This window comes from Micromonospora sp. NPDC049529, assembly GCF_055586685.1.
The window spans coordinates 19118-41925 of sequence record NZ_JBVJHT010000019.1 but is presented as its reverse complement, the minus strand read 5'-3'; the positions used below and the strand labels follow the sequence as shown (position 1 = coordinate 41925).

General features: G+C 71.9%; 17 protein-coding genes and 2 pseudogenes. 13 read left to right on the top strand and 6 right to left on the bottom strand.

Annotation, left to right across the window (positions count from 1 at the left end; all coding sequences use genetic code 11):
• Positions 1 to 190 precede the first annotated feature (190 nt).
• Positions 191 to 601 (top strand): SgcJ/EcaC family oxidoreductase, encoded by a 411-nt coding sequence (locus ACZ6QQ_RS28630; protein ID WP_465880483.1) that lies wholly within the window; start codon positions 191 to 193, stop codon positions 599 to 601.
• Between the two features lie 99 nt (positions 602 to 700).
• Here ACZ6QQ_RS28630 and ACZ6QQ_RS28625 read toward each other — a convergent pair whose 3' ends face one another.
• On the bottom strand, positions 701 to 2260 hold the full coding sequence (locus ACZ6QQ_RS28625; RefSeq protein ID WP_465880482.1) for a SpoIIE family protein phosphatase: 1560 nt from the start codon (positions 2258 to 2260) through the stop codon (positions 701 to 703).
• Positions 2261 to 2334: 74 nt separating this feature from the next.
• Positions 2335 to 2499: pseudogene (locus ACZ6QQ_RS28620) on the bottom strand (sensor histidine kinase); the annotation flags it as partial.
• Positions 2500 to 2943: 444 nt separating this feature from the next.
• On the opposite strand from ACZ6QQ_RS28620, the gene ACZ6QQ_RS28615 reads away from it, so the two are divergent.
• Positions 2944 to 4566: an ABC transporter transmembrane domain-containing protein gene (locus ACZ6QQ_RS28615; RefSeq protein ID WP_465880635.1), complete on the top strand. Its 1623-nt coding sequence runs from the start codon at positions 2944 to 2946 to the stop codon at positions 4564 to 4566.
• Positions 4563 to 6332: an ABC transporter ATP-binding protein gene (locus ACZ6QQ_RS28610; RefSeq protein WP_465880481.1), complete on the top strand. Its 1770-nt coding sequence runs from the start codon at positions 4563 to 4565 to the stop codon at positions 6330 to 6332. The genes ACZ6QQ_RS28615 and ACZ6QQ_RS28610 overlap by 4 nt, the downstream gene beginning before the upstream one ends.
• A gap of 10 nt (positions 6333 to 6342) precedes the next feature.
• On the opposite strand, the gene ACZ6QQ_RS28605 is transcribed toward ACZ6QQ_RS28610, so the two are convergent.
• Together ACZ6QQ_RS28605 and ACZ6QQ_RS28600 are read right to left on the bottom strand one after the other, a co-directional pair.
• Positions 6343 to 7026, bottom strand: a complete 684-nt coding sequence (locus ACZ6QQ_RS28605; RefSeq protein ID WP_465880480.1) for a response regulator — start codon at positions 7024 to 7026, stop codon at positions 6343 to 6345.
• Entirely contained in the window at positions 7023 to 8630 is a 1608-nt protein-coding gene (locus ACZ6QQ_RS28600; protein ID WP_465880478.1) for a sensor histidine kinase, read from the bottom strand. The genes ACZ6QQ_RS28605 and ACZ6QQ_RS28600 overlap by 4 nt, the downstream gene beginning before the upstream one ends.
• Positions 8631 to 8770: 140 nt before the next feature.
• On the opposite strand from ACZ6QQ_RS28600, the gene ACZ6QQ_RS28595 reads away from it, so the two are divergent.
• From ACZ6QQ_RS28595 to ACZ6QQ_RS28575, 5 genes are all read left to right on the top strand, one after another.
• Positions 8771 to 10144 (top strand): cation:dicarboxylate symporter family transporter, encoded by a 1374-nt coding sequence (locus ACZ6QQ_RS28595; RefSeq protein WP_465880477.1) that lies wholly within the window; start codon positions 8771 to 8773, stop codon positions 10142 to 10144.
• 105 nt (positions 10145 to 10249) lie between these two features.
• On the top strand, positions 10250 to 11440 hold the full coding sequence (locus ACZ6QQ_RS28590) for a YVTN family beta-propeller repeat protein (RefSeq protein ID WP_465880476.1): 1191 nt from the start codon (positions 10250 to 10252) through the stop codon (positions 11438 to 11440).
• A 151-nt stretch (positions 11441 to 11591) separates the two neighbouring features.
• The gene (locus ACZ6QQ_RS28585; RefSeq protein ID WP_465880475.1) at positions 11592 to 12626 is read left to right on the top strand and encodes an aminotransferase class V-fold PLP-dependent enzyme; all 1035 of its coding nucleotides are present in this window, start codon (positions 11592 to 11594) and stop codon (positions 12624 to 12626) included.
• A 155-nt stretch (positions 12627 to 12781) separates the two neighbouring features.
• On the top strand, positions 12782 to 14362 hold the full coding sequence (locus tag ACZ6QQ_RS28580) for an MFS transporter (RefSeq protein WP_465880474.1): 1581 nt from the start codon (positions 12782 to 12784) through the stop codon (positions 14360 to 14362).
• Between the two features lie 88 nt (positions 14363 to 14450).
• Positions 14451 to 14981 carry a TetR/AcrR family transcriptional regulator gene (locus ACZ6QQ_RS28575; RefSeq protein ID WP_465880472.1) on the top strand — a complete coding sequence of 177 codons (531 nt, stop codon included), beginning with the start codon at positions 14451 to 14453 and terminating at the stop codon, positions 14979 to 14981.
• 24 nt (positions 14982 to 15005) lie between these two features.
• Here the strand turns inward: ACZ6QQ_RS28575 and ACZ6QQ_RS28570 are convergent, their stop codons facing one another.
• Entirely contained in the window at positions 15006 to 16925 is a 1920-nt protein-coding gene (locus tag ACZ6QQ_RS28570) for a helix-turn-helix domain-containing protein (protein ID WP_465880471.1), read from the bottom strand.
• 17 nt (positions 16926 to 16942) lie between these two features.
• The gene (locus ACZ6QQ_RS28565) at positions 16943 to 17725 is read right to left on the bottom strand and encodes a 3-hydroxybutyrate dehydrogenase (RefSeq protein ID WP_465880470.1); all 783 of its coding nucleotides are present in this window, start codon (positions 17723 to 17725) and stop codon (positions 16943 to 16945) included.
• Positions 17726 to 17964: 239 nt separating this feature from the next.
• On the opposite strand from ACZ6QQ_RS28565, the pseudogene ruvC reads away from it, so the two are divergent.
• From ruvC to secD, 5 genes and pseudogenes are all read left to right on the top strand, one after another.
• Positions 17965 to 18477 (top strand): annotated as a pseudogene (gene ruvC / locus ACZ6QQ_RS28560) (crossover junction endodeoxyribonuclease RuvC); the annotation flags it as partial.
• 92 nt (positions 18478 to 18569) lie between these two features.
• Positions 18570 to 19172, top strand: a complete 603-nt coding sequence (ruvA, locus tag ACZ6QQ_RS28555) for a Holliday junction branch migration protein RuvA (RefSeq protein ID WP_465880468.1) — start codon at positions 18570 to 18572, stop codon at positions 19170 to 19172.
• A complete protein-coding gene (ruvB, locus tag ACZ6QQ_RS28550; RefSeq protein ID WP_465880467.1) occupies positions 19169 to 20227 on the top strand; it encodes a Holliday junction branch migration DNA helicase RuvB in 1059 nt (352 codons plus the stop codon). The genes ruvA and ruvB overlap by 4 nt, the downstream gene beginning before the upstream one ends.
• Positions 20228 to 20380: 153 nt before the next feature.
• Positions 20381 to 20713 (top strand): preprotein translocase subunit YajC, encoded by a 333-nt coding sequence (gene yajC, locus ACZ6QQ_RS28545; RefSeq protein WP_465880633.1) that lies wholly within the window; start codon positions 20381 to 20383, stop codon positions 20711 to 20713.
• 157 nt (positions 20714 to 20870) lie between these two features.
• Positions 20871 to 22769: a protein translocase subunit SecD gene (gene secD, locus ACZ6QQ_RS28540; protein ID WP_465880466.1), complete on the top strand. Its 1899-nt coding sequence runs from the start codon at positions 20871 to 20873 to the stop codon at positions 22767 to 22769.
• Positions 22770 to 22808 lie beyond the last annotated feature (39 nt).

The following is a 22808-nucleotide window of genomic DNA, read 5'->3' as shown; positions in this document are numbered from 1 at the left end:
GACACGCACCCGCACCGACATCGGTCTTGGATGGCGTCCACCTTGATGATCCACGCGCGCTGAGCTGTCGTGGAAGGTTGTCCGGCGACAGCTCAGCGCGCGTGGATCATGTTCGAGCCCCGAGGTGGTGCGTAGCGGTGGAGAGAGATGGCTCGACCTCAAGCTTGCTTCAAGTGTGAGGGTGCTCGGCATGGAAGCGACGGACATCAGCGAGCAGGCGTACGAGACCGAGATCGAGGCGATCAAGCGGGTGGTCGCCACGATCGAGCACTCCCAGAACAACGAGCTGCCCGACGAGTTCGTCGGTCTGTTCCGGGCCGACGCGATCTGGACGACGGGCGGAGGGAAGCTCCTGATTGGGCGCGACAAGGTCTCCGAGTTCACGCACCGGGTGCTTCCCGGTGGGATGACGGATTCGACAGTCACGTTCGAGGTCGTACACGTGCTGTTCCTTCGCCCCGACGTTGCCGCCATCAAGGCCCGCCAACTCTACCGGACCCCCGACGGCCCGGACGAGGGCACGCCACTGTTCGTCATGACCAAAGAGGACGGACGCTGGCACCCGACCGCCTGCCAAAACACCGGAGTGCTCGCCCCCTGATCCACCTCCTCCCAACCCCTGATTCAAAGTTGACCATGAAGTTGGCGCGGGTTCAGGGCTCTGATCGCGTACCTAACTTCATGATCAACGGGGTAGGCGTCAGTGGCGGCGGAGGGCTACTACGGCTATGTCGTCGGTGATTTCGGGTGGGGCTAGGGCGGTTAGGAGGTGGCCGCAGAAGGTGTCGAGATCCTCGTTCACCGGGGTGGAGACGGCGGCCAGGGCGGCCATGCGATGGTCTATGTCCACGTCTCGGCGTTCGATCAGGCCGTCGGTGTAGAGGACCAGGGTGGCGCCGGGGGGTAGGTCGAATTCCAGGTCGTCGGGGCGGGTCGCCCGTACGCCCAGCAGGGTGGCGGTGTGTTCGACGAAGGTGGGGGAGTTGTCGGGGGCGATCAGCAGGGCGGGAAGGTGGCCGGCGCTGGCCAGGCGGATCCGGCCCGTATGCGGTTCGAGGGTCAGTACGCAGAGCGTGGCGAACTCGCCCGGCAGGAGCGTACGCAGGAGCTTGTCGACCCGGGCCACGATCGCGCCCGGCGGATGCCCGTCCACCGCGTACGCCCGGATCGCGTGCCGGAGCTCGGCCATGACGGTCGCCGCGTGCAGGGAGTGGCCGGCGACGTCGCCGATCGCGACCAGCAGCCGGCCGTCGATCATCGCGAGTTCGTAGAAGTCGCCGCCGACCTCGGTGTGCGCGCTCGCCGGCTCGTACCGGACGGCCAGGTCCAAATTGGGGATCCGGGGCAGCGTACGGGGCAGCAGGCTGCGTTGCAGCGTCACCGCGATCCGGTGCTCCTGGTCGTACGAGCGTTGCGCCTCGACCGCCGCGGCGAGCGCCTGGACGAGCTGACTGAGCACGATGGACTCGGCGGCCAGGGCCGAGTCCGGCACGGCGATCTGCACGCCCGGCCGGTCGTTGCGCAGTCGCGCGGTGGCGACGGCGATCTGCTCGTCGGCTCCGGTGAGCAGCGGCCAGGCGGTCGGCGGTTCGGTGCGCAACGCGACGCCGAGCGGGACCGGGGTCGGGTCGAGCGGCCACGACCGGATCGTCACCGGTGTGCCGGGCTCGGCGGTGGTGGCGATCAGCCGTTCACCGTCGGTGTTCTGCGCGGCGACGACCGCGCCCGTACCGAAGATCTGCGCGGCCCCGGCCACGGCGGCGGTGAGGAGTTGGACCAGGGTGGGGGCGGAGTTGACCGCCAGGGTGGTGTCGGCGAGCCGGGCCAGCCGGGCGGCGAGCAGTTCGGCCCGGCGCCGGGCCCGGTAGTAGCGCAGCGCGGCGTGGGTGGTGGCGATCAGCTCGTCCGGCTCGATCGGTTCCACCAGGTACGCGTCCGCGCCCCTGGTCAACCCCATGATCCGGTCGGTGACGTCCACCGCGTGCGCCGACACGTGGATCACCGGTCGGGACGCCCAGCGCGGATCGGCCTTGATCCGTTCGCTGATCTCGAACCCGGTCATGTCACCGAGCCGCACGTCGAGCACGAGCAGGTCGACGTCGCGGTGCTCCATCAGCTCCAGGGCCGCCGTGCCGCTGTCGGCCTGGAGCACGGTGAAACCGGCTCGGGTCAGCCAACTCACCAGCAGGAACCGCTTCGTGTCCCGGTCGTCGACCACCAGGATCGTGGCGCCCGACGCCGCCGGGTCCGCGGCGCTCATCGCATCGGTCGTACGGGTAGCCGGACGGTGAAGGCGCTGCCGGTGCCGGGGCGGCTCTCGACCTCCGGGGTGCCGCCGAACAGGGCCCGCAGCTCGATGTCGGTCCAGCTCGGCTCGACCGTGCCGGACTCCGCCTTGGCGAGGTCGAGCAGCAACCGGGACAGCCCGATCACCGCCGTCACCGGTGCCCGCAGCTCGCGGCTGGCGTTGGGCAGGAAGCGGGTCTTCGCCTCGCTCGCCGGTACTCGAACTCGGATACCGTCCGGCGCCGGTGGCCGACGATCCCGGGCAGGAAGACCAGGCCGCGCCGCTCGTCGCCGTCGACCATGGACCTTCCCATGCTTCCTCCCCGGTTCCCGACCGCGCTCGACCCCGGGCCGATCAGGCCGGTGGACTGTATCACCGGCGGTAGCGACGACAGCCGGTCGTCGACCGGCGGTGGCCTGCGGATGTTGACCTTTCCGAATCGACCTGACACGCTTCGCGCCCACCGGTCGTGGTGACGCTTACCGCACCGCCGCGAGGCCCGCCGGGTGGCTCCCGGCCAATAAGGTACGGGGATGGCGCAGTCGTACGAGGATCCGGGAGAACCGGACGTACGCGGTCCGGGGTGGTACCTGTGGTGGCTGGTGACCAGCCAGTGGCGGCGGGTCCTGGCGGGCGCGACGCTGGGCACGGTGTGGATGGTCTGCCTGACCCTGCCGCCGTACCTGCTGAGCCGGGCGATCGACGACGGGTTGCGGGCGGGGGACTCGACGGCGCTGGTCGGCTGGGTGGGAGTGCTGTTCGGCGTCGGGGTGCTGAACGCCTTCGTCGGGATGCTCCGGCACCGGACGATGACCAGGATCCGGATGGACGCGGCCTTCCGTACGGTGCGGGTGGTCGTCGGGCAGGCGACCCGGCTCGGTGCCGTACTGCCTCGCCGGGTCACGGCCGGCGAGGTGGTCACCATCGGCATCGGTGACGTCTGGGTGATCGGCCGGGTGCTGACCCTCACCGGTCCCGGCGTCGGGGCGGTGGTCGCATACGTCACGGTGGCCGCGCTGCTGCTGACGGTTTCGCCGCTGCTCGCGGTGGTGGTCCTGCTCGGGGTTCCGCTGCTGGCCGTGCTGGTCGGCCCGCTGTTGGGCCGGTTGCAGCGGGTGGGCCTGGTGTACCGGGAACGCGAGGGCGCGCTCGCCGCCCGGCTGGTGGACATCGTCGGCGGCCTGCGGGTGCTGGGCGGCCTCGGTGGCAAGGAGCGGTACGCCGAGCGGTACCGGCAGGGTTCGCGGACGTTGCGCGACGACGGGTACCGGGTCGGTGCGGTGACGAGTTGGATCCAGGCGCTCGGGGTCGGCCTGCCGGCGATCTTCCTCGCCGCGGTGACCTGGCTGGCCGCCCGGACGGCCGCGTCGGGCGACATCAGCGTCGGTGAACTGGTCGCCGTCTACGGGTACGTGGCCGTCCTGGCGGTGCCGGTGTACTTCTTCATCGAGGGCGGCCTCGATCTCAGCCGTGGCCTGGTAGCCGCCCGGCGGGTGATCCGCTTCCTGGAACTCGCGCCCGACCGGGCCGGTCGTACGGTCACCGCCGCCCCGCCCGAATCACCGGCGGTGCTGCACGATCCCGCGTCCGGTGTCGAGCTGACGCCGGGCCGGTTGACCGTGCTCGCCAGCGCCCGTCCCGCCGACGCGGTGGCCGTGGTCGACCGCCTCGGCGGCCTGGTCGACTCGGACGTGACCTGGGGCGACGTCCGACTCGACGCGGTCGACCCGGCACACGTACGGGACCGGATCCTGGTCGCCGAGAACGAGGCGGACCTGTTCGCCGGCACCCTGCGCGACATGATCGCCGGCCGGTGGGACCGGAACGACGACAGCATCATGGCGGCCGTGTACGCCGCCGTCGCGCAGGACGTCGTCCTCGGTGCCCCGCACGGGCTCGACTCCACCGTCGACGCGCAGGGACGCGATCTCTCCGGCGGGCAGCGGCAGCGGGTCCGGTTGGCCCGGGCCCTGCTGGCCGATCCCGAGGTGCTGCTCGCGGTCGAGCCGACCTCGGCGGTCGACGCGCACACCGAGGCGGCCGTCGCCGCCCGGCTGGCGGTTGCCCGGTCCGGGCGCACCACCCTGGTCGTCAGCACGTCACCGCTGCTGCTCGACCGGGCGGACACCGTGTACCACCTGGTCGACGGCCACGTCGCCGCCGCCGGCACGCACCGGGAACTGCTGGCCGCCGCTGCGGCGTACCGCCGGCTGGTCACCCGCGACACCCTCGACAGCGCCGACGCGCCGGGTCTGCCCGTCCAGCAGGTGGTCCGGTGACCGGCGCGGCGCAACCGGCGGGTGGCGGACTGCCGGTCGCCGAGCCGCGGCGGGTATGGCGGGCGGCGCTGCGACTGATCCGGCTCGACCGACGCGTCTTCGTCGCCATGATCGCGCTGAACGTGCTCGCCGCCGTTGCCGGACTGGTCGGACCGTGGCTGCTCGCCCGGATCGTCGACACGGTCGAGGGCGGCGGCGGGGTGGCCGAGGTGGACCGGCTGGCCCTCGTCATCCTGGCCGCCGCCCTGGTCCAGTTCGTGCTGACCCGCTACGCCCGCTGGCTGGGTCACCGGTTCGGCGAGCGGACCTCGGCCCGGATCCGGGAGCAGTACGTCGACCGGGCCCTGACGCTGCCCACCTCGGTGGTGGAGCGGGTCGGACCGGGTGACCTGACCGCCCGGGGCACCACCGACGTCGCCGCTGTCGGCACCACCCTGCGCGACGTCGCCCCGGACGTGTTCATCGCCGGAGTTCAGGCGTTCTTCCTGTTCGGCGCGGTCTTCGTCCTCTCCCCGCCACTGGGCGCCTGTGGCCTGCTCGGCCTGTTCGGCATGTGGTTCGTCACCCGCTGGTATCTGCGCCGGGCCCACCCCGCGTACCTCGCCGAGGGGGCGGAGAGCTCACACCTCGCCGAGGTGCTCGCCGCCACCGCCTCCGGCGCCCGTACGGTCGAGGTGCTGGGGCTGCAACAGCGCCGGATAACCGCCTGCATCGAGGCGATCGAACGGTGCCGGCGGGCCCGGTTGCGGACCCTGTTCCTGCGTAGCGTGCTCTACCCCGGTACGGACATCTCGCACGTGCTGCCGGTGGTCGGGGTGCTCCTGCTCGGCGGGCTGCTCTACGACCGGGGCGCGGTGAGCCTCGGTACGGTCGTCGCGGCGGCCCTGTACCTGCGGCAGGTCTCCGATCCGCTGGACACGATCCTGAACTGGCTGGACCAGTTGCAGAGCAGCGGCGCCTCGTTCGCCCGCGTCGAGGGTCTGGGGCGGGCCGCCCGGTCGGCACCGCCGGCCCATCCCGAGCCGGCCGACGACCGGATCGAGGTGACCGGTGTGCGTTACGCCTACGACGGGCTGCGTGACGTGCTGCACGGGGTCGACCTGACCGTACGGCCGGGCGAGCGGCTGGCGCTGGTCGGGCCGTCCGGTGCCGGCAAGTCGACGCTGGGCCGGTTGCTCGCCGGGGTCGACGTGCCGCGTACCGGTGCGGTGACGGTCGGCGGGGTGCCGATCGCCGAGCTGCCGCCGGAACGGCTGCGCCGGCAGGTGGTCCTTGTCACCCAGGAGCACCACGTGTTCCTCGGCTCGGTGCGGGACAACCTGCTGGTCGCGGCGGCCACCGCCGGTGACGGGGAGCTGCGCGCGGCGCTGTACGCGGTCGGCGCCGACTGGGCCGACGACCTACCCGACGGGCTGGACACCGAGCTGGGCGAGGGCGGTCACCGGCTCGACGGGGCACAGGCCCAGCAGCTCGCGCTGGCCCGGGTGGTGCTGGCCGACCCGCACACGCTGATCCTGGACGAGGCGACCGCGCTGCTCGACCCGAGGACGGCGCGGAGCACCGAGCGGGCGCTGGCCGCGGTCCTGGCCGGGCGTACGGTCGTCGCGATCGCGCACCGCCTGCACACCGCGCACGACGCGGACCGGGTGGCGGTGCTGGAGGAGGGCCGGATCACCGAACTCGGCACCCACGACGACCTGGTGGCCGGCGACGGCGCGTACGCCGCGCTCTGGCACTCCTGGCACGCCGACCGGACGCCCGCCTGACCCGCCGCTGCTAGGTCGGCCGGTACTCGACCTCGGGGCGGCCGGGGGTGCCGTAGCGGGAGCTGCGACTGACCCGCCCGATCCCGACCAGGTGTTCGAGGTAGCGCCGGGCGGTGACCCGGGAGGTGCCGGTCCGGGTCGACACCTCGCTGGCGGACAGGCCCGGCTCGGTGCGCAGCACCGCCAGCACCGCGTCCAGGGTTTCCGTGCCGAGCCCCTTGGGCAGGGTGTCGGCGTCGGCACCGCGCAACGTCGCGAACATCCGGTCGACCTCGTGCTGGGCGACCACGGCGCCGTCGGCGAGGGCCTGGCGGCGGTACTCGGCGTACCGCTCCAGCTTGTCGCGGAACGCGGCGAAGGTGAATGGTTTGAGCAGGTAGTGGGTCACCCCGAGGGCGACCGCGGCGCGGACCATGGTCAGGTCCCGGGCAGAGGTCACGGCCAGCACGTCGGTGCTGCTGCCGGCCGCCCGCAGCGCCCGGCAGACGTCCAGGCCGTGCAGGTCGGGCAGCCGGAAGTCCAGCAGTACGAGGTCCACCCCGTCGCCGCCACCGGCGCGCAGGGCCGCCATCGCGTCCCGGGCGGTGTGCACGACGCCGACGACGGCGAAGCCCGGTACCCGCTCGGTGTAGGCGCGGTGTGCGTCGGCGAGCAGGGGCTCGTCCTCCACGACCAGCACCCGGATGGTGGTCATGTCGGGGACTCCCGGGGGATCGGTAGCCGGGCCGGGATCGGCAGCCGGACGTTGAACAGCGTGCCACCTGCGGCGGGACGGCTCACGTCGACCTTGCCGTCGTAGCGTGACACCACCTGGCCGACCAGGGCCAGGCCGAGTCCCCGGCCGGCGCTCTTGGTCGACCAGCCGCGCCGGAAGGCGTCGGTGACCTGGGCCGGGTCGAGTCCCGGTCCGCTGTCGGCGACCCGGACGGTCACCTCCCGGTCGGTCGCGCCGACGAAGACCCGGACCTGCCGGGGCGGTTCGGTGCCGCCGACCGCCTCCAGGGCGTTGTCGAGCAGGTTGCCGACCACGGTGAGCAGGTCGCCGATGGGCAGCGGATGACCGTCGAGCCGGGAGTCGGGATCGACCACCAGGTCCACGCCGCGTTCACCGGCCTGGGCGGACTTGCCGAGCAGCAGGGCGGCCAGCGCCGGTTCGGTGACCGCGCCGACCACCCGGTCGGTGAGCTGCTGGGCGAGGGTCAGCTCGGCGGTGGCGAGCTGCACCGCCTCGTCGGTACGCCCCAGCTCCACCAGTGTCAGTACGGTGTGCAGCCGGTTCGCCGACTCGTGCGCCTGTGCCTGGAGGGCCTCGCTGAGTCCGCGTACCGAGTCGAGTTCGCTGGCGAGGCTGCGCAGCTCGGTGTGGTCGCGCAGGGTCAGTACGGTGCCGACCGACCGGCCGCCGAACGTGGTGGCCCGCTGGTTGGCCACCAGGACCCGGTCACCGGCGAGCATCGGCTCGTCGTGTGCGGGGCGGCCGGAGAGGATCAGGTCGGCGACGGCCGGTGGGAAGCCGAGTTCGGCGACCGGGCGGTCCTGCACCGGATCGGCTCCGGCCAGCCCGAGCAGCCGCCGTGCCTCGTCGTTGATCAGGGCCACCCGCCGGTCGGGGGTGAGCACGACCAGCCCTTCCCGGACCGAGTGCAGGACCGCGTCGTAGTACTCGTACATCCGGGTGATCTGGGTCGGGCCGAGCCCGTGGGTCTGCCGGCGCAGGCGGCGACTGAGCAGCCAGGATCCGGCGGCGGCGAGGGCGAGCGCGGCGGCGGTGGCGCTGAGCAGCGCCGGTGCCTGGGCGATCAGCTTGCGGTTGATCGCCTCGGTGGTGATGCCGACGGAGACCAGTCCGACGACGGTGCCGCCCTCGCCGCGTACCGGCACCACCGCCCGGACGGACTCGCCGAGGGTGCCGATGTTGATCGTGGTGAAGGCCCGGCCGGCGAGCGCCGGTTCGATCTCACCGACGAAGGGGTGACCGATCTGGGCCGGGTTGGGGTGCGAGTAGCGGGTGCGGTCGGGTGCCATCACCACGATGAAGTCGGTTCCGGTGGCCCGGCGGGTCGATTCGGCGTACGGCTGGAGCGTGGCGGCCGGGTCGGCGGAGCGCAGCGCGGTTGCCACGTCGGGGGAGCGGGCGACGGCTTCCGCCACCGCGAGGACCTCCTCCGTTGCGGCGTCGCGTACGTCGGCGCGGGCGAGCAGCACCGCCCCGGCCATGCCGGCCACCACCAGCAGGGTGACGACCAGGACCTGCAGGGCGAAGAGCTGGCCCGCGATGCTCCATCGTCGTCTGGACATGCGCACCAGTGTTCCCTGTGTGACGGCTCCGGCGCTTGACGACGCCGGGGATCAGTTTGTTGTTTCGGGTTGGGGTCGGCCCGGTGAACACAATGAACGCAAGGCTGTGCGTACGTGAGATCCAGGCCACAGTCTCGGGCATGGACACCCCTACCGCCCGGCCACGACGGGACCGCACCCACTATCTGTACCTCGCCGTCATCGTCGCCGTCGTCGCCGGCATCGTGCTCGGCTTCGTCGCGCCGGAGGCGGCCAAGGCGCTGAAGCCGATCGGTACCGGCTTCGTCGCGCTGATCAAGATGATGATCAGCCCGGTCATCTTCTGCACCATCGTGCTCGGGGTCGGGTCGGTCCGGCAGGCCGCGAAGGTCGGCAAGGTCGGCGGCCTGGCGCTCGGCTACTTCCTGGTCATGTCGACCGTGGCGCTGGCCATCGGGCTGGTCGTCGGCAACATCGTGCACCCCGGCTCGGGTCTGCACCTCGGCGACGACCTGGCCGCCGCCGGTCAGGCCCAGGCCAGCGGCAAGAGCGAGGGTACGGTCGACTTCCTGCTCGGGATCATCCCGACCTCGCTGCTGTCGGCGCTGACCGAGGGCGAGGTGCTCCAGACGTTGCTGGTCGCGCTCCTGGTCGGCTTCGCCGTGCAGGGGCTGGGCCGCCGGGGCGAGCCGGTGCTGCGCGCGGTCGGTGTGGCCCAGCGGCTGGTCTTCAAGATCCTCACGATGATCATGTGGCTGGCACCGATCGGCGCGTTCGGCGCGATGGCCGCGGTGGTCGGCGCGACCGGGGTGGACGCGCTCAAGAGCCTGGCCCAGATCATGATCGGCTTCTATGTCACCTGTGCGATCTTCGTGATCGTCATCCTGGGCCTGCTGCTTCGCCTGGTCGCCCGCATCTCGATCTTCTCGCTGCTGCGCTACCTGGGCCGCGAGTTCCTGCTGATCGTCTCCACCTCGTCGTCGGAGTCGGCGCTGCCCCGCCTGATCGCCAAGATGGAGCACTTCGGGGTGAGCAAGCCGGTCGTCGGCATCACCGTGCCCACCGGCTACTCGTTCAACCTCGACGGCACCGCGATCTACCTGACCATGGCCTCGCTGTTCATCGCCGAGGCGATGGGCAAGCCGCTGGCCGTGGGCGAGCAGATCTCACTGCTGGTCTTCATGGTCATCGCGTCCAAGGGCGCGGCCGGGATCACCGGTGCGGGCCTGGCCACCCTCGCCGGTGGGTTGCAGAGCCACCGGCCGGACCTGGTCGACGGGGTCGGTCTGATCGTCGGCATCGACCGCTTCATGTCCGAGGCCCGCGCGCTGACCAACTTCGCCGGCAACGCGGTGGCGACCGTACTGATCGGCACCTGGACCCGCGAGTTCGACCGGGAGCAGGCGCGTGCCGTACTCGCCGGTGACCGGCCGTTCGACGAGGCGACCATGCTCGACGACCACGGACCGGCCGACGACGAGACGCCGGCCGACACCGACACCGCCGCGCCGGCAGCCGCCGGTGCTCGGGCCTGACCCTCGCCGACCGCCCCTGCGGCCGTCCACCCCACCGACACGGGGTGGACGGCCCGGAATATATGTAAAGCGAAAGTTACGAGGTTTCGTCGGTAAAGTCGGGTCGTGACCAGAGGGCAGAGAATCCTCGCCGGGTCGGTGGTGGCCCTGGTGGTCGCGCTCACCGCCTGCACCGAGCAGTCGCCGCAGCAAGCCGGCCCGGCGTCCGGTCCTCCTGCCCAGCAGGCCGAGCCGCAGGCCACGCCGGCCCTGGAACTGATCGCCGGGATGCCGCCCTACACCTCCACCACCAACGTGTACGCCGCCGCCGGTGCCGACCAGCTGATCGAGGCGGTACGCGGCGACAAACCCCTGGTGTACGTGCCGAACACCGGCAGCGACGACGTGTGGGTGATCGACCCGGACACGTACAAGGTGGTGGACAAGTTCCCCGGCGGCCCGGAACCGCAGCACGTGGTCCCCTCCTACGACCTGCGTACGCTCTACGTCGCGTCCAGCCGGGTGCCCTCCGGCGGCCTGGTGCCGATCGACCCGCGTACCGGCAGACCGGGCAAGCTGATCGACGTGCAGGACGTCTACAACCTGTACTTCACCCCGGACGGCAAGCAGGGGATCGTGGTCGCCGAGTTCTACCGGCGACTCGACTTCTACGACGTCGCCACCTGGCGCCCGACCGGCTCGGTGACCTTTCCCGAGTGCGCCGGGATCAACCACCTCGACTACTCGGTCGACGGGCGGACGATGCTGGTGAGCTGTGAGTTCGGCAACCGGATGCTGGTCGTCGACGTGGTCACCCGGACGAAGCTGCGCCAGTTCGACCTGGACGTGGTCGCCGACGGCATGCCGCAGGACACCCGGCTCACCCCGGACGGGCGGCACTTCCTGGTCGCGGACATGATGGCCGGCGGCGTGTACGTCTTCGACGGGGCGGCCACCAGACGCACCGGTTTCATCCCCACCGGCAAAGGCGCGCACGGCATCTACTTCAGCCGGGACGGCACCCTCGCGTACGTGACCAACCGGGACGAGGGCAGCGTGAGCCTGATCGACCTGGCCACGCTCAGCCCGGCCGGACTCTGGCGGATCCCCGGCGGGGGCAGCCCGGACATGGGCGGGCTCTCCGCCGACGGTCGGGTGCTCTGGCTCTCCGGCCGCTACCACGACGAGGTGTACGCGATGAGCACCGCGGACGGCCGACTGCTGGCCCGGATCCCGGTCGGCTCCGGCCCGCACGGGCTCACCGTCTGGCCCCAACCCGGCCGCTACTCCCTCGGCCACACCGCCAACATCCGCTGAGCCGGCCCACCGTTCCCGCCACCCCGACGGCCTGCCCGACGGCGGCGACGGGCCAAACCGGCCGCCTGGCAGACAGGGCGACACGTCGGGCCGAACCGGCGGGCGTCGATTGGACGCTGACGCGGGCCGCGCGTCCGCCTAGCCTGGCGATATGGATCTTGTATCGGCACAGGAACTGTGGAATCCCGAGCCGGGCTGGCTCAACACCGCGAGCTACGGGCTGCCGCCCCGACCGGCCTGGACGGCGTTGCAGCAGGCGCTGGGCGAGTGGCAGGTCGGGCGTACGTCGTGGGAGGGGTGGGGAGCGGCGACCGACCGGTCCCGCACCGCGTTCGCCGGGCTGGTCGGGGTCCCGGTCGCCGACGTCTGCGTGGGTGCCGCGGCCTCCCAGTTGCTCGCCCCGATCGCCGCCGCGCTGCCGGCCGGCACCAGCGTGCTGGTGCCGGAGGAGGAGTTCACCTCGAACCTCTTCCCGTGGCTGGTGCACGCCGACCGGGGCGTACGGGTGCGGACCGTACCGGCGGCGCGACTGGTCGAGTCGATCGACGCCGGTACCGACCTGGTGGCGTTCAGCCTGGTCCAGTCCGCCACCGGGGCGGTCGCCGAGTACGAGGCCGTGGTGGCGGCGGCCCGTGCGCACGGCGCGTGGGTGGTGGTGGACGCGACCCAGGGTTGCGGCTGGCTGCCGTTCGACGCGGGACTGGCCGACGCGGTGGTGGTCAGCGCGTACAAGTGGCTGATGGCGCCCCGGGGTACCGCGTTCGGTTACCTCGCCCCGGCGCTGCGCGACCGGCTCACCCCGCTCGCCGCCGGTTGGTACGCCGGCGAGGACCCGCACGACTCCTACTACGGGCCACCGCTGCGGCTGGCCGCCGACGCCCGGCGGTTCGACCTCTCCCCGGCCTGGTTCAACCATGTCGGGGCGGCGCCCGCGTTGGAACTGGTCGCCGAGATCGGACTGCCGGCGATCATGGCGCACGACGTGTCGCTGGCCAACCGGTTCCTCGCCGGTCTGGGGCAGCCGCCCGGCGACAGCGCCATCGTGACGGTGGACGTACCCGATGCGCAGCGGCGTCTCGCGGACGCCGGCATCCGGGCGGCCGTCCGCGCCGGTCGCGTCCGCGCCTCCTTCCACGTCTACTCCACCCCCGCCGACGTGGACCGGGCCCTGACCGCCCTGACCTGACCAGCGTCTTCCCGGTTGCGCGATCGCGGTGAGGTGGGTCACAAACCGATACGGTACGTTTCCGTATCGCATCTCGGAGGGCTAGCTTCTCTTACGTTACGAGTCTGTTCCGTATCGTTTTGCGGTACGGGGTACCGGGGGTAGGGGCGTACTAGATGCAAAACCCACAACCATTCGAGAACACCGGACACCCCAGGCGTTGGGTGATCCTCGGCGTGCTGGTGATCAGCCTGCTGGTGGTGGTCCTGGACAACACGATCCTCAACGTCGCGCTGCGGACGCTCTCCGACCCGGTGCACGGCCTGGGCGCCAGCCAGGGAGACCTGGAATGGGCGATCAACTCCTACACGCTGGTCTTCGCCGGACTGCTGTTCACCTTCGGGGTGCTCGGCGACCGGCTCGGGCGCAAGCGGTTCCTGCTGCTCGGGCTGGCCATGTTCGGGGCCTCGTCGTTGCTCTCCGCGTACGCCCAGAACCCCGGCCAGTTGATCGGGGCGCGGGCTCTGATGGGGCTCGGTGGGGCGGCGATCATGCCGGCCACCCTGTCGATCATCTCCAACGTCTTCGACCCCCGCGAACGGGGTCGCGCGATCGGCGTCTGGGCCGGCGCCGTCGGCCTCGCCGTGGCGATCGGCCCGATCCTGGGCGGGCTGCTGCTGGAGCACTTCTGGTGGGGCTCGGTCTTCCTGATCAACGTACCGGTGGTGCTGGTCGGCCTGGTGGCCGCGTTCGTGCTGGTGCCCGAGTCGCGTGACCCGCGACCCAACAAGATCGACGTCATCGGGGTGCTGCTCTCGGTGATCGGCCTGGTGGCACTGACCTACGGCGTCATCGACGGAGGCGAGCACGGCTTCGACCGGCCCCTGGTCTGGGCGGCGCTCGTCGGTGGCCTGGCCGTCCTGACCGCGTTCGTGTTCTACGAGCGGCGGGTCGAGTTCCCGTCGCTGGACGTCCGGCTGTTCAGGATTCCCCGCTTCGCCGCGCCGGTCGCGGTCGTCGGGCTGACCTTCTTCGCCGCCATGGGCGTGATGTTCTTCAGCTCGTTCTACCTGCAACTGGTCCGGGGCTACTCGCCGCTGCGTACCGGGGTGCTGTTCCTGCCGTTCGCGGCCGCCCAGCTGATCTTCGCCCCGCGCAGCGCCGCGATGGTCAAGCGGTACGGCGCCAAGGCCGTCTCCGCCGTCGGCCTGCTCCTGACCGCGGTCGCGCTCGCCGCGTTCGTCTTCATCGGAGCCGAGACGTCGATCTGGGTGCTCGTCGTGTCGTTCTTCATCCAGGGCGTCGGGATGGCCAACATCATGGCGCCGGCCACCGAGTCGGTGATGTCGTCCCTGCCCCGGGAGAAGGCCGGTGTGGGCTCGGCGGTCAGCAACACCTTCCGGCAGATCGGTGGCGCGCTCGGCGTCGCGGTCCTCGGCTCGGTCCTGTCCGGGGTCTACCGGGACCAGATCGCGCCCGCGACCGACGCACTGCCCGGACCGGCCCGCGACGCGGTGAGCGAGTCGATCTCCGGTGCGTACGCCGCCGCCGCCCAACTCGGCCCGGCCGGACAGGGCGTGATCGACGCGGCCAACGACGCCTTCGTCTCGGCCATGCACTGGGCGGCCGGGCTGTCGGCCGTCGTCGCCGCCCTCGGCATCCTGGTGGTGCTGCGCTGGATGCCCGGACGCGCCGCGACCGAGGCGCACGTCCAGCCGCAGGCAGCGGAAACACCGGAACTGGCACCAGCGTCATAAGTCGGAAACAATGACCGACATGACCACCACCGCTGATGCTCCGCGGTCGCCCGGGCGACCGCGGAGCACCCGCGTCGACGAGGCGATCGTGGAAGCCACGCTGGACCTGCTCGCCGACGGCACCACGATCGAGGCGCTCTCCATCGAGGCGATCGCCGCCCGCGCGGGCGTCGGCAAGGCCACCATCTACCGCCGCTGGTCGGGCAAGGACGCCCTGGTCATCGACACGCTGCGGACCCTCAAGGGTCCGCCGACGATGCCGAACGGCGCCAACGTCCGGGAGGACCTGGTGATCCTGCTCAGCCAGGTGGGTCGCAACCCGGACGCCCGAGCGGCGTCGATCTTCCCGTGCATGATGCCGACCATCCAGCGCGACCCCTCGATGCACCGGCTCTACCAGGAGCTGCTCGAACCCCGCCGGCAGGTGATGCGGGACGTGCTGCTGCGCGGCATCGAACGCGGGGAACTCCGCCCCGACCTCGACATCGAGCTGACCCTGGTCATGCTGACCGCGCCGGTGCTGCTCCAGCGGCTGCTCAACTGGCACCCGAAACTCAGCGAGGAGAACCTGCCCGAGCGGCTGGTCGACGCCCTGTTCACCGGCATCGCCGCCGGCTGACGGCCGCCCCCGGCGGTACGGCGGTCAGGCGGTCGGCGTACGGAGGCGGTGCAGCCGGAGCGCGAGCTGGACCTCCAGCGCCCGCTCCGGCTTCTGCCAGTCCGGGCCGAGCAGTTGCCCGACCCGCTCCAGCCGCTGGGTCACCGTGTTCACGTGCACGTGCAACTGTTCCGCCGCCCGAGCCAGGCTGCCACCCACCCCGAAGTACGCCTCCAACGTCTTCACCAGCGCCGTACCGCGCCGGGCGTCGTAGTCGACCACCGGGCCCACGGTGTCGGCCAGGAACCGGGCCACGTCCCGGTCGCCGTCCTCGGTCACCGCCCCGAGCAGCAGCCCGACGAAGCCGAGCTCGGCGGTGCTGGCCCCCTCACCGGCCCGGCCCAACGCCCAGAGCGCGGTCAGGCAGCGGTCCGCCTCACGGAACGCGGTGCCCAGCGCCGCCGGCCCGGTCGACGGGCCACTGGACCCGGCGGTCACCGGCCGCCCGGTCACCCGGCTCAGGTCCCGGACCACCGCCCGCGCCGCCGCACCCGCGTCCTGACCGGGCAGCATCAGCACCACCCGGCCGTCGCGGGCCGCCGCCAGTCCACCCCGGGTCGAGGCGTACGTGGTCGCCCACGACACCACCCGCTGCCGGGCCGAACCCGTCGCCGCGATCACGTCGTCGCCGACCGCCACCAGCACGTGCGGCGCGTCCAGTTCCACCCCGAGCCGGCGGGCCCGGCTGCGCAGCGCCTCGGCGTCGCGCACCGGACGGGCGATCAGGTCGTCGAGCAACTCGCCCCGGACCCGCCCCTCGGCCTCGGCCACCGTCCGGCGGAACAACAGCAGCAGCGCGGTGACCAGGGCGGCCCGCTCCAGGATCCGCTGGTCGGCGTTGACCAGTTCGTCGTCGGGATGCAGCACCAGGGCGCCGAGGTTCTCCGTACCGGCGACCACGGCGGCGTACCACAGGGGTCCCCGGCGGACGCTGCGTCCCTCGGTGCGGGAGGCGACCACGGCCTCGACCAGCACCGCCCGCTCCGGGGAGTTGATCGTGCCGACCCGGGCCAGCAGCCGGCCGTCGGCGTCGAGGGCGAGCAGCGCGCCACCGAGCACCTCGGTCACGGCCGCCGCCACGTCCTCCACCCCGCCGCCGCGCAGCACCAGCGCGGTCATCCGGTCGTGCGCGGCGGCGGCCCGCTCGACCGACGCGCTGTGCGCCTGGATGGTGCCGTTGGCGGCGGAGAGTTCGGCGAGCGCGGCCTGGGTCTCGGCGAGCAGCCGGGCGGTGTCGATCGCCACCGCCGCGTGCGCGGCGAGCGAGACCAGCAGGGCCACCTCTTCGCGGGCGAACGGGCGGGCCGACCGGTTCGCCGCGTAGAGCACCCCGATCACGCTCGCCCCGAGCCGCAGCGGTACGCCGAGGATGGCGACCAGCCCCTCCTCGCCCACCCCGGCGTCGATCTCGCCGGTGTGGTGGAAGCGGGCGTCCTCGGGATAGTTCGCGGTCGCGTACGGGGTGCCGCTCTGGGCCACCAGCCCACCGAGTCCGGCCCCCATCGGCAGCCGCAGCCGCTGGAACCGGGCCGACACCGACCCGTCGGTCACCCGCATGTACGTGTCGCCGTGCGGCTCGTCGTTGAGCGTCATGTACGCCACGTCGGTGCCGAGCAGGTGCCGGGCCCGGTGCACGATCGCGTGCAGCACCGCGTCCAGGTCACGTAGGCCGGCGAGGTCGCTGGCGGTGTCGTACAGGCCGGAGAGTTCGACCTCGCGTTGGCGGCGGCGTTCCAGCAGCGCGCGGACCCGCAGCGCGACCACCTTCGCCTGTTCCAACTCGACCAGCCGCTCGGCCGGCAGGCCGGCGGCGCGGGCGGCCACCAGCGGCCCCTCGAACTCCACCGCCGCGGCCTCGCGGGCCAGCAGCTCCAGGAACTCGATCGGCGACGACATGGGACCCATTGTGCGGGTGGGGATCTTCAGTTTGCTGTCCAACCCCCGTCGACCGCGATCGCGGTGCCGGTGATGAACGACGCGGCGGGCGAGCAGAGGTACGCCATCAGCTCGGCGACCTCCTCCGGCTCGATCAGGCGCTTGATCGCCGCCCGAGCCAGCATGATCTTCTCGACCACCTCGCTCTCCGGGATGCCGTGGGTGGCCGCCTGCGCGGCGATCTGCCCCTCGACCAGCGGGGTACGCACGTACGCCGGGTTGATGCAGTTCGCGGTCACCCCGTGCGCCGCCCCCTCCAGCGCGACCACCTTGGAGAGCCCCTCCAGGGCGTGCTTGGCCGACACGTAGGCCGACTTGTACGGCGACGCCCGCAACCCGTGCACAGAGGAGATGTTGATCACTCGCCCCCAGCCGCGCTCGTACATCCGGGGCAGGGCCCGCTGCACGATCAGGAACGGCGCCTCCACCATCACCCGGTGGATGTACGCGAACCGCTCCGCCGGGAAGTCCTCGATCGGCGCGACGTGTTGCAGGCCGGCGTTGTTGACGACGATGTCCACGGCCGCGTCCAGCGCGGCGGTCGCCGCCGGGTCGGACAGGTCGGCCGCCACCGCGTGCCCGCCGATCTCGGCCGCCACCCCCTTGGCCGCCTCGGCGTTGCGGTCGACCACGGTCACCTGTGCGCCGGCCGCCGCCAGCCGCACCGCGCAGGCCCGGCCGATGCCGCTCCCACCACCGGTGACGAGCGCGTTGCGCCCCGACAGGTCGAGCCGTACGACGTGGGGATCCGCCACGCTTTCTGCCGTCATGGCGCAAGAAGCTACGACCCCGACGGGCGGGCGCACATGGGCAGCGCACACATACTCGCGGGGAACCCTATGTGGCTCCGGTGCCCGACGCCGCCGCTCGACGGCCGGCGGGGCCGGGCGGTGGTCGTGGCGGGCGTGTCGGCGTGTCCCCGTTTCGGGCCCGCAAGTAGGGTGTCGAACACGTGTACTGCCGGTGCGGGGGCTGTCCGCCGACCGGCGAATGGGCCAGGGGAGGCGGCGTGCGGGTGTTGGGCGTCGACCCGGGGCTGACCCGGTGCGGGGTCGGCGTGGTCGAGGGAGTTCCCGGTCGGCCGTGCACCCTGGTCGCGTACACCGTGGTCCGCACCGATCCGGCCGCCGACCTGTCGCTGCGGCTGCTGCACCTGGACCGGGCGTTGACCGAGCTGGTCGCCGAGCACCAACCGGAGAGCGTCGCCGTCGAGCGGGTGTTCAGCCAGTCCAACACCCGGACCGTGATGGGCACCGCCCAGGCCAGCGCGATCGCCGTACTGGCCGGGGCGCGGGCCGGGCTGCCGGTGCAGACGTACACGCCGAGCGAGGTGAAGGCGGCGGTGACCGGGTCCGGTCGGGCCGACAAGGACCAGGTCACCACGATGGTCACCCGGCTGCTCCGGCTGGCCGCGCCGCCGAAGCCGGCGGACGCGGCGGACGCGCTGGCGTTGGCCATCTGTCATGTGTGGCGGGGCGGGACCCGCGCCCGGCTGGCCGAGGCAGCGGACGCCGCCGCCCGGCGGGCCGCGGCGGTCACCGCACCGAGACGGGCCGCGTCGGTCACCGCACCGCGACGTACTGGGGCGGACACCGCCCGGGGTGGAGGAACACGATGATCGCCAGTGTGCGGGGCGTGGTGGCCGGGCTCGGGCCCGACACCGCGGTGATCGAGGTCGGTGGGGTCGGGCTGGCCGTGCACTGCGCGCCGGGCACCCTGGCCGGGCTCCGGCTGGGCAGCGAGGCCCGGCTGGCCACCACGCTGGTGGTCCGGGAGGACTCGCTCACCCTCTACGGCTTCGCCGACGACGACGAGAAGCACCTGTTCGAGCTGCTCCAGACGGCCAGCGGGGTCGGACCCCGGCTGGCCCAGGCGGTGCTCGCGGTGCACTCGCCGGACGTGGTCCGCAAGGCGATCGCCAACTCCGACACCGCCACCCTGGTCCGGGTGCCGGGGATCGGCAAGAAGGGCGCCGAGCGGCTGGTGCTCGAACTGCGGGACAAGATCGGGCCGGTGGCGATCGGGCCGGACGGCGCGGGCGGTGTGGTCGGCGGGGCGTGGCCGGACCAGATCCGGCAGGCGCTGGTCGGGCTCGGCTGGAGTGTCGCCCAGGCCGACCAGGCGGTGGCCACCGTGGCGGAGACGATCGACGGCCCCACGCCGCCGGTGCCGGTCCTGCTCAAGCAGGCGATCCGGCTGCTCGGTAAGACCCGATGACCGATCCCGATCCGCTGGTCTCGGCGTACGCGGACGACGCCGAACGGGACGCCGAGGTCAGCGTCCGACCGAAGCGGCTGTCCGACTTCATCGCCCAGCACCGCGTACGCGACCAGCTCGACCTGTTGTTGAAGGGCGCCATGGGCCGGGGCAGCCCGCCCGACCACATCCTGCTCTCCGGTCCGCCGGGACTGGGCAAGACCACCCTGGCCAACATCGTCGCCGCCGAGCTCGGCACCGGCATCCGGGTCACCAGCGGGCCGGCGATCGAGCGTTCCGGCGACCTGGCCGCGATCCTGACCAGTCTCGCCGAGGGTGACGTCTTCTTCATCGACGAGATCCACCGGATCGCCAAGCCGGCCGAGGAACTGCTCTACAGCGCGATGGAGGACTTCCGGGTCGACGTGATCGTCGGCAAGGGTCCGGGCGCGACCGCGATTCCGATCGACGTGGAGCCGTTCACCCTGGTCGGCGCGACCACCCGGTCCGGGCTGCTGACCGGCCCGATGCGGGACCGGTTCGGTTTCGTGGCGCACCTCGACTTCTACAGCGCGGCCGATCTGGAGGCGCTGCTGCACCGCTCGGCGCGCATTCTCGGGGTCCCGATCACCGAGGAGGGGGCGGTCGAGATCGCCGGCCGGTCGCGGGGCACGCCCCGGATCGCCAACCGGCTGCTGCGCCGGGTGCGGGACTTCGCCGAGGTCCGGGCCGAGGGCGTGGTCACCCTGGAGACCGCCCGCGCCGCCCTCAAGGTGTACGACGTCGACGCGCTCGGTCTGGACCGGCTCGACCGGGCGGTGCTCACCGCCTTGATCGACTCGTTCCGGGGCGGGCCGGTCGGCCTCTCCACGCTGGCCGTGGCGGTGGGGGAGCAGCCGGACACGGTGGAGGAGGTGTGCGAGCCGTTCCTGGTCCGGGCCGGGCTGCTGGCTCGTACCCCGCGCGGTCGGGTGGCCACCGAGGCGGCCTGGCACCATCTGGGGCGTACGCCGCCAAATGGTACATTTGGTGTTGGTCCGGGGTCGACGCCCGATCTGTTCACCGCTGAGTCGTAAGTGCCGTGATCTGTTTGTGATCCGTGCCGCATTCGGCGTACACAGACTCACCGACTAGACTTCGCCGCGATCTGTCTGTAGAGACAGGAGATTTCGCTTTCGTCGTGACGTACCACGTCGTGGCGGAGCCAATGGGAAGGTCCTATCGTGGTTTTGGAAGCGGCAGCAAGCGGCGGTGGAGCCGGCAGCTTCACGCCGATCCTGATGATTGTCCTGCTCTTCGGCGTCATGTATTTCATGATGATCCGGCCGCAGCAGAAGCGCCGTCGCGAGGCTGAGCAGATGCAGTCCTCGATCGGCCCCGGCGACGAGGTGGTCACCATTGGTGGCCTCCACGGCACCGTCGCCTCGGTCGACGACGAGACAGTCACCCTCGAGGTGGCCCCCGGAGTGCACAACAAGTACGCCCGCCCCGCGGTGGCCCGGGTGATCAACCAGGCTCCGAAGCTTGAGACGATCTCGGACGAGGTCGAAGCGAAGGAGTAACCCACCCCGGTCCACCGGGCGGGTTACCGATCGAAGATAGTTAATAGCTGTACCGGCGTGACTCCACGCCGGAGAGGTACGCATGTCGCCGGGCATGCCGGCGCGCCCACCGCCGCCCACCACCAGCGGCCGAACCGTGCAGGGAGACAGGACAGCCGTGGCACCACCTCAGGGACAGATGCACCCCGGGCGGCAGCTAGCCGTACTCGGGGGCATCTTCGTCGTCCTCTACCTCTTAGTCTTCTTCGCCGGCGGTGCTAGCGGGAGCTTCCGCGACCGGTTGGAGCCGAAGCTGGGCCTCGACCTCGTCGGTGGCACCCGGATGACGCTCGAGGCGACCAGCCTCAACAACCAGCCCCCCACGGCCGAGAACCTGGAGGAGGCCCGGCAGATCATCGAGAACCGGGTCAACGCCCAGGGTGTCTCCGAGGCCGAGGTGGTGACCGAGGGCAACCGCAACATCGTCATCTCGCTGCCCGGCCAGAGCCGCGACCTCAGCGAGGTCGGCAACGCGGCCGAACTGCGGTTCCGCAAGGTGATCAAGGCGACCGACGGTGGGGCGCCGAGCGCGGCCCAGCCGACGCCGGCCGCGACCCCGACCCCGTCCGGAGCGGCGGCGACCCCGTCACCCGGTGCCACCCCGAGCGCTCCCGCGGCGGGTGCGCCGAGCACCACGCCGTCCGCCGGTGGGCAGGGCGGGATGGCGCCGGCCCCGACGCCGAGCGCCGGTGCCACCAGTCCACCCGCCAGCCCGGCCCCGAGCCCCTCGGCCTCCGAGGCTCCGGTGCCGCAGAGCGTGGAGCAGGCGCGGGCCGCGGTGCAGCAGAAGGTGGGCCCGGCGGCCTGGCAGGCGGCCAGCGCGCTACAGGCGCCGGCCGACCTGACCGCCGACCCGACCCTGCTCGACACGCTCAAGCCGTTCGGTGAGCTGACCGGCCGCGAGGTCGCCGCGCTGCCCACGACGATGCAGTTCAACGTACCGACGATCACCTGTGACCTGCTCGGACAGCGCCCGCCGGCCTCGATCAGCGCCAAGGACCAGCAGGTCGTGGCCTGTGAGGGCCCGGTCAAGAACCTGCTCGACGTGGCCAAGGTGCTGGGCACCGATGTCAGCGACGCCAGCGGCGTGCTGGACCAGAACAGCCAGTGGGTGGTCAGCCTCGACTTCACCGGCGACGGGCAGAAGGCCTGGACCAACCTCACCCGCGAGGCGTTCGGCAACCAGGGTGGCAGCTGCGACCAGAGCGCGCTCGGCCCGGACGGCAACTGCCGGGTCGCCGTGGTGCTCGACAACGAGATCGTCTCCTCGCCCGAGATCCAGGGCGTGCTCACCGGCGACTCGCAGATCACCGGCAACTTCACCAGCAAGGACGCCAACACCCTCGCCGGCCAGCTCCGCTTCGGCGCGCTGCCGGTGACGTTCGAGCCGCAGGAGCAGGAGACGGTCTCCGCGACGCTCGGCTCCAGCCACCTCAAGGCCGGTCTGCTGGCCGCCGGGGTGGGTCTGCTGCTGGTCGCGATCTACTCGTTCTTCTACTACCGCCTGCTCGGTACGGTCATCATCCTCAGCCTGGGCCTCTCGGCCCTGCTGGTCTTCGGTGCGCTGATCGTGCTCGGCCGGCAGATCGGCTTCACCCTGACCCTCGCCGGCATCGCCGGATTCATCGTCTCCCTGGGTGTCGCCGCCGACTCGTTCGTCATCTACTTCGAACGACTCAAGGACGAGATCCGCGAGGGACGCAGCCCGCGTAGTGCGGTGCCGCGCGCCTGGGCCCGGGCCCGGCGGACGATCATCTCGGCCAACGCCATCTCCATCCTCGCGGCGGTCGTGCTCTACATCGTCTCGGTCGGTACGGTGAAGGGCTTCGCGTTCGCGCTCGGTCTGGCCACGATCCTCGACCTGGTCGTCGTCTTCCTCTTCCGGCATCCGATCATGACGATGTTCGCCAACACCAGGGCGTTCCTGTCGCCCCGGGTCAGCGGACTCGGACGGGTGCTGCACAAGGCCGAGGCCGAGCCGACCGAGCCGCGCAACCCGCGCGCCAAGGAGGCCTAGCATGAGCGAGCCAGTCATCCAGGGCAGCGCCCCGGCCCA